The sequence below is a fragment of the Dyella solisilvae genome, assembly GCF_003351225.1.
Classification (GTDB): Bacteria; Pseudomonadota; Gammaproteobacteria; order Xanthomonadales; family Rhodanobacteraceae; genus Dyella; species Dyella solisilvae.
In genome coordinates, this window is record NZ_QQSY01000002.1 from 444,671 (window position 1) to 457,917 (window position 13,247).

Sequence of the window (13,247 nt, forward strand, 5' to 3'; positions counted from 1 at the left end):
TCCTGAAGAGGCGTCCGGCCGAAACCCATGGCAAAAACGTACGGGCAGGCGGCGTCCAATCGCCATATCTTGCGACCATGGGCGGCTCCCGGCACGGCGCGGGTGTTCCCCATCCGGTCGCTCTGGGACAATCCCTCCTTTCATCCGCCCCACCCTACCCATGCAGCTGATCGACATAGGCGCCAATCTCACCCACGAATCGTTCCACCACGATTTCGACGACGTCATGCGGCGCGCGAAGGAGCGGGGGGTGGTGCAGTTGATGGTCACCGGCGCCTCGCGCGAGGGCAGCACGCACGCGGTGGCGTTGGCCGAGGCGCATCCGGGCGTGCTGTATGCCACCGCCGGCGTGCATCCGCACCACGCGATCGATTACGACGACGCCACGGATGCCCTGCTGCGCGAGCTGGCCACGCACGAAGCAGTGCGCGCCGTGGGCGAGACCGGGCTGGACTACAACCGCAACTACTCGCCGCGCGACGTGCAACTGGCGGTGTTCGAGCGCCAGCTGCAGATAGCGGTGGACGTGGCCAAGCCGGTGTTCCTGCACCAGCGCGACGCGCACCACGACTTCATCGCCGTGCTGCGCCGTTACCGCGACAGGCTGCCGGGCGCGGTGGTGCACTGCTTCACCGATAGCGGCGCGGCGCTGCGCGACTACCTTGCGCTGGACTGCCACGTCGGCATCACTGGCTGGATCTGCGACGAGCGGCGCGGCACGCACCTGCGCGAGCTGGTGAAGGACATTCCAGCCAACCGCCTGATGATCGAGACGGACGCGCCCTACCTGCTGCCGCGCACCGTGCGCCCGCAGCCCGCACATCGCCGTAATGAGCCGATGTTCCTGCGGCACATCTGCGAGGAGATCGCACGGGACCGCGGCGAACCGGCGGAGCTCACGGCCGCCAACAGCACGGCCACGGCGCGCGCCTTCTTCGGACTGCCCGACGCCTGAGCCGCCCGGGGCTGCTCTTGGCCGGCCCTAGCGGCCCGGCCCCATCGCAAGGGTGCTGCCGGGCGGCGCCGGCAACCACAGTTCGAGGATGTTGCCAGGCCCTCCGAGGGAGGCCGGCATCGGCACGACCTGCAGTCCCTGCATGCCCTGGACACGCGTCGGCAGATAGCTCTTCAGCGCCCTCGCGCACGCTTCGCCCGCCGGGCGATACAGCAGCGCCGGACGCGACCAGGCGGCCGGCGCACTCTCGCCCTGTAGCTTGGCCGACTCCACCACGTTCTCGACCCCGGGCACGATCAGTCCGACGGCGCGCGCGGCGGCGACCACCGCCCGCGTCTGCCCGGGCTGGCTGTCCTGGTAGATCTGCGTATAGAGCACGAAGCGTTGCGTGGCGCTGGCGGCGCATAGCGTCCGCGCCTGCATCTCCGCTCCGGCGCGAAGCGAGCTGGCGGCCAACCCAGGAGAAATCGTGGCGCCGGCCATGGACTGCACGCTTGCCGGCGCACTGCGTTGGACTGCGAGGTTGACCGGCGCCACGGCGGCCAGCGAGATCCCGTCGCGGGCGATCACGTCGGAGCCCTCCTCGCCCGGGATGCCGGGCCGCGCGGCCACCGGCGGATCGGGGGTCGCGACGTCGCCGGTCATCACAGCCGGGCCCAGTCCGGCGACGGCCGATGGATCAGCGGCAGCCGCTGCGCCAACGGGTGGTGGCGGCGGTGGCGGTGGCGGCGACGGGAGTGTCGCCTCCGGCGTAGTCGCGCCAGCGATATTGCCGGCGCCGCCTTCGGGAGCCGGCGCCGGTTCCGGCGCCACGATCGGTGTCGGGGCACTCCAGGTTGCATAGTCGGCAAACGAATCGCCCACGTGCAGATTGACCCGGCCGGCGCCCTGCAGGAGCACGCCATCCTGCAGGCAACGACTTTGCAGCGTGGCGTCCGTGGTCTTGTCGCACAGACCCTTCAGCAGGCCGAACAAGGCGTGCATGGTCTGGATGTCGTCGTCTCCGGCCGCAAACTCAGCAACGGCGGAATCGACCAGCCGAATCCTGCCGTCCAGCTCCCAGTCAAAGCCCTTGCTCACCCGCTCGGTCGAGCCCAGGTCCGAGAGCAGCGCGTCGGCCTGGCTGGCGAACGCGGCCTGCGACTGCATCTCCTTTTCGCGGTGCGCATCCAGCGCCTGCCAACCCGCCAGCAGCGCGGTAAGTACGGCGCCTGCTCCCAGAGATGCGCCTACCGTGCCGGCGATGCGGCGCGAACGCGATGGCGGCGTCTCCGGTGGCGCGAGCTTGGCCACTTCGGTGCCCACCACCTCGGCGCTCCACGCCCACTGGAAGGCATGGTCGAGCACTGCCTGGTCAATCGGCTGGCCCAGCGCGCCACCGAGATGGAAGTAGCTCTCCCATTCCTCCTCGCTGAAGAACTGGTTGAGCGTGCTTTGTTGGGGAAAGCCCGGATTGCGGTCGGCGTATCCGGCCACGTCCAGCGGCAGGTCTTCTTCGCAATGCGGCTTGACGATCAGAAGCGCGCCGCGCGAACCATCGCCGTATCTGATGCGCGCCAGCAGCAGCGACTGCGAGCCGCGCTCGGGCTGGATGCTGTCCGGGGTGCCGAAGCACGCGCCCAACTCCCCGCCCGCCAGCGCGGTCAGGCTGGCGGGGCTGACGAACTCGATGGCGGCGTCGTAGTCGATGCGCGCCTTGCGGATCAGGTTCTCCACGTCGCCGAACACATAGGTCGGGTCCGCGCCGCAATCGGCCATGATGATCAGCGGCAGGCGCCGCTTGAGCAGGGCATACACGCCGGTGTTGTCGAAGTGGCCGCCATCGGAGACATACCAGCGCGGATCGCGCAGGCCGGGGAACCACGCGAACATCTCCGACAGCATGGCCAGATACTTCTGCACGCCAGGCTCGATCTTGCGCAACAGGCCCGCCCAGCCGCCGCCTCTTTGAGCATGTGGTTTTTTCAGCGGATCGCGTTGCCAGTAGCCCAGGCGCAAGCCGCTCAGGAACATCAGGGCGGCCAGACCCGAGTTGGTGAACGACCCCATGCCGGTGCCAATCGCAGCGCCCGAAATGGCGACCCACTGCGCCAGCGTGGCATGTTTCTGGAAGTCCTCCACTGCATCGCTTGGCGGCTGCGTGCCAACCTCGATGCCCAGCGCACTCACCGTCAGGCACACGCCCTTGCGGTCGGCATTGAAGGTGCCGGTGCGGTCATCGCGGGTCTGGTTGATGCAGCAGTTGATGAGGTGGATGGGTCCGCCGGCGGCGTACGGTTGGTAATCGCCCAGCGCGACGTCGTCGTGCTTCAGTTGCTCGGTCACCTTGCGGATATCGGCGGTCCGCGCCGGCGTGCTCTCGTCGAGCACCGAATCCACGAAGCGGTAGTTGGTGGCTTGCGCTCGCCGGTCATTGCCGACCGACACATAGGTGCGCGCAAGCCGCGAGCGATAGAAAAAGTGCAGCGACGAGCGGTTGAGCTGCTGCAGGTCGAGACCGTTCAACAGCAGGTACGCCACCACGCCAAGCAATATCGCCGCCCAGCGCATCCACGGCGCCGCCGGCAGACCGGGTATCACATGCACATTGGTTGAGAACACCAGGATTTGCAGCAGGGTCAGCCAGAACAGGCCGATCGCCAGCACCAGCAATGCGCCGCATACATTCGCCACTTCCAGCAGCGGCAGCTTTTTCAGCCAGCCGTCCGCGGAGGCCGTCTGCACCACCGGCAAGCCGAAGCGACCCAGCCCCAGCAGCAGCGCGGCCACGCCAGCGCCGAGGCCCACATGAAAACTGCCGTGGTTGCCGAGATCGACGTCAAGCAGATAGCGGATATGCCAGCTGGTCATGTCGAGCGCGCCGAGCACGGCGCAGAGCAGGCTCAGCGTGAGGCATCCGGCCAGAAAGTTGATGAAGGCGACGCGGCGAATCTCGTCGAGGCGATCCTTGCCTCCCCAGCGCGCCCAGCACCAACCCGCGATGGCGGGCGTGAGCACAATGGCCATCAGGCCAGCCACCATTTCGGTGAGGATCAGGCTGAACTGGTTGTCCGCCTGCGTGGCCAGCACCTTCCGCGCCGACCATGCCAGGTAGGCGCCGTAGCTGCCCACCACGGTACCGAGCAGGGCGCTCAACAGCGCGGTTTTCTTGAACGGTCCAAGGAACCAGTAGGCGTAGGCGGCGACCAGCGCCACCAGTGCAATGCCCGCGATCGCCCACCACCACGCGCTCACGGCGAACCGCGCAAGGAAGGTCGGCAGCGGCAAATAAGGCATCAGCAGGTGTGGCAGGATGACGATGCAGGCCACCAGCACGGCGAGCATGAGCACTTCAAACTGCGTCACCAGGAAGCTGCGCAATTGCCCGGCCAGCGCCAGGATCATGTCTGCGCCGCCCGCCGGCGTGAGGTAGCGGCCGTTGTTGCGCAGCCACCACAGCAACACCGAATCGTCGGCGCCGAGGCGCTCTTCCACGTGCGCCGCAGCGCTCTGCGGACCATCGCCGGCCTGCGGCCGCCAACCCTTGGCCGCGCTCTGGTACAGCCGTCCGAGGCTTGCGCCGATATAGCCACCGCCCGACACGGTGGACAGGTAGTCCACCCGGTGCAGCACCTTGTTCTTCGCCAGCGCGTGTAGAAGGCCAAAGCAGAAGGTGGCGCTGCGTATGCCGCCGCCTGACAGCGCCAGCCCGACCGGCATGCTGCCGGCCGTCACCTTTGCGGCGTGGCGACGCGCGTTGAACGCCGCCTGTTCGTCCGCGTTCCCCAGCACGATCGCCGGGTTCCACTCCGTGTGCGCCGTCATGGCTTCACCCCCAGACAGGGCCTCGTGGGCGCCGCGACGCTGCGCTCAACGCGCGTGGCCGCGGCCGATGTGTGGGTGACACGACGGACTATGATCAATCTCGCGCCTGGCTGCGCCTATTCCACGTAAGGCGTAGCCAGGTCGAGGGATGCGATGGACGTTTTGATCAGTCGCAGCGGCGCCAGCTTCCCGGCGCGAGGCCGTCGAGCCGGTAGTGTCCGATGGACCAACGGATCAGGCGCAGGGTGGGCAGGCCGACCGCGGCCGTGGTGCGACGCACCTGGCGGTTACGGCCTTCGGCCAGCGACAGCTCCAGCCAGGCATCGGGCACGCTCTTGCGCACGCGAATCGGCGGATCGCGTGGCCACAGCGCCGCGGGCGCCTCCACGCGCTTCACCGTGAGCAGGCGGCTGGGGCCATCGTTCAACACGACGCCAGCGCGCAAGGCGGCCAGTTGTTCGTCGCTGGGATCGCCTTCCACCTGCACCAGATAGGTCTTGGGCTGCTTGTGCCTGGGATCGGTCAGTCGATGCGCCAGCGCGCCATCGTCGGTGAGCAGCAGCAGGCCTTCGCTGTCGAAATCGAGCCGCCCGGCGGCGTAGACGCCGGACGGCAGGCCGAACTCCGCCAGCGTGCGGCGTGGCGGCTCGCTGCGATCGGTGAACTGGGTCAGCACGCCGTAGGGTTTGTTCAGCGCGATCAGCACAAGCGTGGGCGTTCCAGCAAAAAACCGGCGCGGTCGCGCCATCGTGCAGCGGTGATCACCACTCAGTTCGCCGGCGATGCCGGCGCCGGCTTCACGAAGCGCAGCGTCATGCGATCGGATTCGCCGATGGCGAGGTACTTGGCGCGGTCCTGGTCACCCAGTTGCAGCGTGGGCGGCAGCGTCCACACGCCCTTCGGGTAATCCTTGGTGTCCTTCGGGTTGGCGTTGATCTCGCTCTTTTCCTCGAGCTTGAAACCCGCGTCGGTGGCCAGCTTCACCACGAACGGCGTGGGCAGGTAGCCGCTCTCCTTGACCGACTCCAGGTCCGCGTTGTCGGCCGCGCGGTGATCGACGACGCCGAGCACGCCGCCGGGACGCAAGGCCGCGTAGAACGCCTTGAACATCGCCGGCGCGGTATCGGCCATCACCCAGTTGTGCACGTTGCGGAAGGTCAGCACCAGGTCGGCCGAGCCGGGGGCGCCGAACGCCGGCGCCTTCGGATCGAATTCCAGGATCTGCGCCTTGCCGAAACGCTCCGGATCGCCCGCGAACTTCGCGCGCAGGCCGGTCAGGTTGCGGCTGGCCTCGCCCTCGCCCGAGGCCTTGGCCACGGCGGCGATGTAATGGCCGTTGTCGCGCAGCAGCGGCGCGAGGATTTCGCTGTACCAGCCGCCGCCCGGGGTGATCTCGATCACCGTGAGGTCGGGCCGGATTCCGAAGAACTGCAAGGTCGCCTTGGGATGGCGATAGACATCGCGCGCCCTGTTCTCCTGCGAGCGCCAGCTGCCGGCCAGCACCTGGTCAAGCTGGGTGGCGGTGAAGTCGGTGGCGGTGGTCGGCGGCACCGGGCCGCCGGCAGGCTGATCCGCGGTCTGTGCGCTGGAGGGCGCGGAACTGCCACTGCAGGCGGCCAGCAGCAAGGCGGCCACGCCCGGAATCACACGACTCTTCATCGACTTCCCCTAACGGCGGTCCTGGTACGGCAAGCGCAGCATAACGGGGGCAGCTTGCCGGCCACGACGTATACAAATGGTGGATGGACAAGGCCCTCGCTTGCCCGCCACGCAGCAGAACACAGGAAACTGGAGTTCCCCTTTCGAGGGCCGCGTTGGCCGCATGCAGCAGCGACCAACGGCACAGTCCATGCCAGCGTCCCGGCCCGACGCCGGGAACGCGCGCACTCAGTAGTGGATGACCGAGCGGATCACCTTGCCTTCGTGCATCAGGTCGAAGGCCTCGTTGATGCGCTCGAGCGGCAGCACCTCGGTGATCATCTCGTCGATCTTGATCTCACCGGCCATGTAGCGATCCACGTAGCCGGGCAGCTGCGAGCGACCCTTCACGCCGCCGAACGCCGAGCCGCGCCACACGCGTCCGGTCACCAGCTGGAACGGCCTTGTGCTGATCTCCTGTCCCGCGCCGGCCACGCCGATGATGATCGACTCGCCCCAGCCCTTGTGGCAGCACTCCAGCGCCGAGCGCATCACCTGCACACTGCCGATGCACTCGAATGAGTAGTCCACGCCGCCGTCGGTCAGGTCGACGATGACCTGCTGGACCGGCGTATCGGGATAGTCCTTCGGATTGATGCAGTCGGTGGCGCCAAGCGCGCGCGCCATCGCGAACTTGTCCGGGTTGGTGTCGACCACCACGATGCGTCCCGCCTGGGCCATCACCGCGCCCTGCACCACCGACAGTCCGATGCCGCCGAGGCCGAACACGGCCACGCTGGCGCCCGGCTCCACCTTGGCGGTGTTGAGCACGGCGCCGATGCCGGTGGTGATGCCGCAACCGAGCAGGCACACCTTCTCCAGCGGCGCCGCCTTGCTGATCTTCGCCAGCGAAATCTCCGGCAGCACGGTGTATTCACTGAAGGTGCTGGTGCCCATGTAGTGCAGCAGCGGCTTGCCGTTGAGCGAGAAGCGCGAGGTGCCGTCCGGCATCAGGCCCTTGCCCTGGGTGATGCGGATTTTCTGGCAGAGGTTGGTCTTGCCGGAGCGGCAGAATTTGCACTCGCCGCATTCGGGTGTATAGAGCGGGATCACATGGTCGCCGACTTTCAGCGAAGTCACGCCCTCGCCCACTTCCTCCACGATGCCACCGCCCTCATGGCCGAGGATCACCGGGAACTGGCCTTCCGGATCGGCGCCTGAAAGCGTGAACGCATCGGTGTGGCACACACCCGTGGCCACGATGCGCACCAGCACCTCGCCGGCCCTGGGGCCGGCCACGTCGACCTGTTCGATGGAGAGGGGTTTGCCTGCTTCCCAGGCGACGGCGGCGCGCGATTTCATGGTGTCCTCCAGATGACTGCGGGATCGTGCAAAGCGGAATGATCGCGCGTTGGCGTCGCCATGTGAAATGCGCCGATGGTCGACGCTCGCTTTCCTGCAGGAGCGCACGTTGTGCACGACCGCTGCGTGGCGGCGTCAACAGAACTCCGGATCACTTTGTGACAAGCGCTTTTCGCGCACTGGGCGCGCTTCTACGCGTGTGCGCCACCGTTCGCGGTCGACGACATCGCCTCGCCGTACTTGCGCGCCTCCGCCATCAACCAATCGCGGAAGATGCGCAATCCCCCGTGGTCGCCGGCGTGCTCCGGATACACCAGGAAATAGGCTTCGGGAATCGGCTGATAGCGATCGCCGATCACAGTCAGCAAGCCCGCCTCCACGAGCGGCCGCGCCATGACCATGCGGCCCAGCGCCACGCCCATGCCTTCCAGTGCACCGCGCTGCAAGGCGTCGGTGTTGTCGAAGTGCGCCACGTAGCGCTGCGGCGGCTTGCCTCCGGTGGCGGCGAACCAGTCGCGCCAGCGGTCACCGGGATCGCCCAGCAAGGGCCATTGGCCCAGATCGGCAGGGTCGGCGTCGGCCATGCGCTCCAGCAGCGCGGGCGAGGCGACCGGGGCTATCCATTCGCCGAACAGCCGCTGCGTGACCAGCCCGGGCCAGGGCCCGCGGCCGTAACGCATGGCGGCATCGACCGGATCGCGCTCGAAGTCCACCAGCTCCACGCTCGATTGCAGGTTGAGCTGCAACTCCGGATGGGCGGCCACCAGCCGGGCCAGGCGCGGCACGAGCCAGCTCGACATCACGCCAGGAATCGCGCTGATGGTCAGCACATCCTCGCGACGGCTGCGATAGCCGGCCATGGCGCGGTCGATGCCTTCGAAGTGATGGCCCACGGCTTCCATCAGCCGGCGCCCCTCGGCGGTGAGCTGCACGCCACGCGGACCGCGATCGAACAATTTGCGCTCCAGCCGCTGCTCGAGCTGGCGCACCTGGTGGCTCAGCGCGCTGACGGTAAGGTTGGCGCGCTCGGCGGCGCGAGAGAGGTTACCCAGCCGGGCCACCTGCACGAACTGTTGGAGGAGATCCAGCGAAATCCGCGCCATTTGAATTTCCCTCAAGGCTGGCTTGCGAATATATCGCTTTTTCGCCGTGCGCAAGGCTTCTATGTTGAGCAACACTCGATATGGAAACGCGTTGGGAGGAACTCATGAGCTCGCTCTGGACCAACCTGTTGTTCATGCACGGCCACATCACCGACCCTGAACTGGCGCGTCGGCTGGCCAACGACCCGTCGCCATCGTCGCGGCCAAGCGGCAAGCGAGAGCGCGCGACCAAGGCCGCAGAAGCAGCGCGCAAGGCGGCCCCCGTCCCGGTTGCCGTGCCCCAGGGCGGTTGCGCGTAACGGTTTCGTCCCCACGGGCCGCCCGGCGCCGCCTCGCATGGCGGCGCCGGCTGCGGTCTCAGAGCTGTCGGGCGGGGAGCTTCAGCTGAACCGGCGACCCCAGATCCTCGGAGGATCGCCCTTCAGCCACGACGTAGTCGCCACCTCGCAGCACCCAGCCATGCCGGGCCGGGTCAAAGTCGGCCAACAGGCGCGGCTCCAGTTCGATGCTGAGCTGGCGGCTCTCGCCCGGCTGCAGGTTCGCCTTGGCGAAGCCCGCGAGCCGTCGGACCTTGGCCCCGGGGACCTGCACGTAGACCTGGGCCACCTCGGCGCCGGCGCGCGACCCGGTGTTGCGCAGCTCCACCGTCGCCACGATGCGCGACCCGTGCGTGTCCAACGTGAGTGGACCGTGCGCGAAGCTCGTATAGGACAGGCCGTAACCGAACGGGAACAACGGCTTGATGCCGCGCGACTGGAACCAGCGATAGCCGACGTCGGCGCCCTCGATGCGGTAATCCACGCTCTCCGGGGGCGTGCCGCCCGCAGCCCCGGGCAATGCCGGGCGCGGCAGCTGCGACAGGTCGCGTGGCCAGCTCTGCGGCAGGCGCCCGGATGGATTGACCTTGCCCGACAGCAGGTGCGCGATGGCCGTGCCGCCGTCCCCGCCGGGATACCAGGTTTCCAGCACCGCGCCGACCTGGTCGAGCCACGGCATCGCCACCGGCCCGCTGTTCTGCAACACGACCACCGTGTGCGGATTGGCCTTGGCCACTGCGGCGACCAGCGCGTCCTGGCCGTCCGGCAAGGACAGGTCGGGACTATCCACCGACTCGGTCTGCCACTTCTGCACGAACACCACCGCCACCTGCGACTTCGCGGCAAGCGCAGCGGCCGCCGCCACGTCGTCACCAGCGGCGAATTCCACCTTCGCCTTGGGCGCCATCGCGCGAATCGCCTTGAGCGGCGCATAAGGGTGATACATCACTGGCCCGGGCCAGCCAGTCGGCGCGAGTCCCGGCACTGCGTTTCCGCCTCGGGCCGTCACCAGCGAGGAACCGCCACCGGCCAGCACGCCCTTGTCAGCGTGCGCGCCAATCACCGCGACCGACGCCAGCTTGTCCGCCTGCAACGGCAACAGGTTCTGCTCGTTGCGCAACAACACGGCGCCGGCTTCCAGCGTTTCGCGCGCGACGGCGAGGTTCGCCGCCTCGTCGATCGGCGCCTGCCTGGCCGGATGCTCGAACAGTCCCGCGGCGAACATGCTGCGCAGGATGCGCTGCACCATGTCGTCGATGCGCGCCTGCTTCACGTCGCCCCGCGCCAGCGCCTCGCGCAGCGGTGCATCGAAGTACACCTGCTTGTCGAAGACTTCGCCCGCCGACTGCTGATCCAGACCGGCGTTCACCGCCTTGGCCGCGCTGTGCGTGGCGCCCCAGTCGGACATCACGAAGCCAGGGTAATGCCAGTCCTGCTTGAGCACCTGGTTCAACAGGTAGTCGTTCTCGCAGGCCCAGTCGCCATTGAGCTTGTTGTACGAGCACATCACCGAGCCGGGCTTGCCGTGCTCGATGGCCAGCTCGAAGGCGAGCAGGTCCGACTCGCGCATGGCTTCTTCGCCGATCTGCACGTCGATGGTGTTGCGCCCGGTCTCCTGGTTGTTCAGTGCGTAGTGTTTGATGGTGGAGATCACGTGCGCGCTTTGCACGCCGCGGATCGCTTCGCCGACGATGATGCCGGCGAGCAGCGGATCTTCACCGGCATATTCGAAGTTGCGACCGTTGCGCGGCTCGCGCATCAGGTTGATGCCACCGGCCAGCAGCACATTGAAACCTTTGGCATGCGCCTCGCTGCCGATCATCGCGCCACCGCGATAGGCCACCTGCGGATCCCAGCTTGCCGCGGTGACCGGCCCGGCCGGCAATGGCGTGGCGTGATCGCCCGGACGCATGCGATCGGAACTCGCCACACCCAGGCCCGCGTCGCTCTCCTGCAGTGCGGGAATGCCAAGGCGCGGAATCGGCGGCACGTAGCCGGCCGATTCGATCGATCCCTTGGGGAACGGTACGTTGGCGGGGCGATCCCGGCCACCGTAGTAACTGCGGATCAGCTGGAATTTTTCATCCTGCGTCAACTGCGCCAGCAGCAACTTGGCGCGCGCATCCGGCGCGAGCGAAGCATCGCTCCACGGATGAGGCGCCGCTTGCGCCGACGCCGCGCCGATCCAGGCGCACAAACCCATCGCAATCGCGGTTCGCAATACCGTTGCAGCCTTGCCCTTCATCCGTCGTCTCCCGTCGTGGCGTGGTACGCGCTCGCCTCGGCATCACGTGGGTGGCGCGTATACTCGCGTGTCTCGATCATTCGAGTATGCATGAAACGCCCCTCCCCTTCACCGCACACGGAGCACCCCATGAATCTGCGTCCCCTTGGCCGATCCTCCTTGTCGGTGGCGCCGCTTGCCTTTGGCGGCAACGTGTTCGGCTGGAGCGCCGATGAGGCGCGCTCGTTCGAGTTGCTCGATGCCTTCGTCGACGCGGGACTCAACCTGATCGACACGGCGGACGTCTATTCGGCATGGGTGCCCGGCAACCGCGGCGGCGAGTCGGAAGCCATCATCGGCAAGTGGCTCAAGCGCAGCGGCAAGCGCGACAAGGTGGTGATCGCCACCAAGGTGGCGAAATGGGCGGAGCACCCGGGCCTCTCGCCGATGAACATCCACCAGGCGGTTGAAGGTTCGCTCAAGCGCTTGCAGACCGACTACATCGACCTGTACCAGGCCCATGAGGACGACGCCACGACGCCGTTGCACGAAACACTGGGCGCATTCGGCCAGCTGATCGAGCAAGGCAAGGTGCGCGTGATCGGCGCCTCCAATTACGGCGCCGACCGCTTCGGCGAAGCGCTGGCGGTGTCGGCGCAGCATGGCCTGCCGCGCTACGAAACGCTGCAGCCCGAATACAACCTGGTCAGCCGCAAGGGCTACGAAAAGGAACTCGAGCCGCTCGTGGTAAGCGAAAACGTTGGCGTCATCAACTATTACGCACTGGCCAGCGGCTTTTTGAGCGGCAAGTACCGCAGCGAGGCTGACCTGGCCAAGAGCACGGCGCGCGGCGGCTCAGTGAAGAAGTACCTCAACCCGCACGGACTCGGCGTGCTCGAGGCGCTGGACCAGGTGGCCGCCGCGCAGCGCGCCACGCCTTCGCAAGTGGCGCTGGCATGGTTGATTGCACGCCCGGGCATTACCGCGCCGATCGCCAGCGCAACGACGGTGGCGCAGCTGCATGAGTTGGCGGGCGCGGTGTCGCTGAAGCTCAGCAAGGATCAGGTGGCGCTGCTGGATCGGGCGAGTGCTTGAGTTGTTTGTCTGTTGCTTGGCGTGAACTCATGGGTTTGGTCGTGCTGCATTGATGACGGCCTTCGTTTGAGATTAGCGCACATGCAGGCTGAGCGCTCGAGGGGCTCAACGTCGCCGACATTGCCATCATCCTCACCGACGTTCCCGCGCATGCTGGCTGGCGCACAAAGCGCGCAGAACGCTGTGCCGCTTCTTGCTCGTCATCCCAGCGAACGCTGGGATCCAGCGACTTTGTTCTTCGCTGTTGATGTGAGGTCTCCGCGATCGGGCTCGCCGCCCGCGGGGTTCCGGACCGATGCCGCGGCCCGGGTCACTTCTCTTTGCTTGCCCAAAGAGAAGCAACCAAGAGAAACGGCACCCCACTCGGCGCTGGCCGGGCCTGCGGCCCGCCCAGTCCGTGAGGGGCGGCCGGGCTTTTCGACCGGGCTCCTGCCCGGGCGAAAAGGGATCGACATCCCTGTCGATCCCCCTGCGGGCCTCATCGTCCACCCCTCACCGCCTCACAGGGGTATGGGTGACGGCTCGTGCCGCTGCGCGGCACATCGCATCGCAAAATCCTTTCGGCTCTTTGCAACGGCGCGCCCAGTGCGCGAAGGCTGAGGCGATCGCTGGTCCCTGTTCGCGCACTGGATGCGCTCCTACAGGGGCAAATCCGCTGTTGGCTCTTGGCTCTGGGCTTTGCGCTCTGGCTTTTGACTTCCACTCCCCTATGGCGCGGCGGGCGGGTGGAGGAATAGCCCGAAGGGTGG

General features: G+C 67.3%; 9 protein-coding genes. 3 read left to right on the top strand and 6 right to left on the bottom strand.

Going from position 1 to position 13,247, the window contains the following annotated elements:
- Window positions 1–160: 160 nt before the first annotated feature.
- Window positions 161–955, top strand: a complete 795-nt coding sequence (locus DVT68_RS09285; protein ID WP_114824791.1) for a TatD family hydrolase — start codon at window positions 161–163, stop codon at window positions 953–955.
- 27 nt (window positions 956–982) lie between these two features.
- On the opposite strand, the gene DVT68_RS09290 is transcribed toward DVT68_RS09285, so the two are convergent.
- From DVT68_RS09290 to DVT68_RS09310, 5 genes are all read right to left on the bottom strand, one after another.
- A complete protein-coding gene (locus tag DVT68_RS09290; RefSeq protein ID WP_114824792.1) occupies window positions 983–4,759 on the bottom strand; it encodes a patatin-like phospholipase domain-containing protein in 3,777 nt (1,258 codons plus the stop codon).
- A 166-nt stretch (window positions 4,760–4,925) separates the two neighbouring features.
- Window positions 4,926–5,465, bottom strand: coding sequence for a pseudouridine synthase (locus tag DVT68_RS09295; protein ID WP_114824793.1), 540 nt, complete (start codon window positions 5,463–5,465; stop codon window positions 4,926–4,928).
- Window positions 5,466–5,527: 62 nt separating this feature from the next.
- Window positions 5,528–6,418 (bottom strand): class I SAM-dependent methyltransferase, encoded by an 891-nt coding sequence (locus DVT68_RS09300; protein WP_114824794.1) that lies wholly within the window; start codon window positions 6,416–6,418, stop codon window positions 5,528–5,530.
- A gap of 228 nt (window positions 6,419–6,646) precedes the next feature.
- Window positions 6,647–7,759 (bottom strand): S-(hydroxymethyl)glutathione dehydrogenase/class III alcohol dehydrogenase, encoded by a 1,113-nt coding sequence (locus DVT68_RS09305; RefSeq protein WP_114824795.1) that lies wholly within the window; start codon window positions 7,757–7,759, stop codon window positions 6,647–6,649.
- Window positions 7,760–7,950: 191 nt separating this feature from the next.
- Window positions 7,951–8,862, bottom strand: a complete 912-nt coding sequence (locus DVT68_RS09310; protein ID WP_114824796.1) for a LysR substrate-binding domain-containing protein — start codon at window positions 8,860–8,862, stop codon at window positions 7,951–7,953.
- Between the two features lie 104 nt (window positions 8,863–8,966).
- Here DVT68_RS09310 and DVT68_RS09315 point away from each other — a divergent pair, with 104 nt between their 5' ends.
- Window positions 8,967–9,161 carry a hypothetical protein gene (locus DVT68_RS09315; protein WP_147281693.1) on the top strand — a complete coding sequence of 65 codons (195 nt, stop codon included), beginning with the start codon at window positions 8,967–8,969 and terminating at the stop codon, window positions 9,159–9,161.
- Between the two features lie 58 nt (window positions 9,162–9,219).
- On the opposite strand, the gene DVT68_RS09320 is transcribed toward DVT68_RS09315, so the two are convergent.
- Window positions 9,220–11,424 carry a beta-glucosidase family protein gene (locus DVT68_RS09320; RefSeq protein ID WP_114824798.1) on the bottom strand — a complete coding sequence of 735 codons (2,205 nt, stop codon included), beginning with the start codon at window positions 11,422–11,424 and terminating at the stop codon, window positions 9,220–9,222.
- Window positions 11,425–11,553: 129 nt separating this feature from the next.
- Between DVT68_RS09320 and DVT68_RS09325 the strand changes: the two genes are divergently transcribed.
- Window positions 11,554–12,498, top strand: a complete 945-nt coding sequence (locus DVT68_RS09325; protein ID WP_114824799.1) for an aldo/keto reductase — start codon at window positions 11,554–11,556, stop codon at window positions 12,496–12,498.
- Window positions 12,499–13,247: the final 749 nt, after the last annotated feature.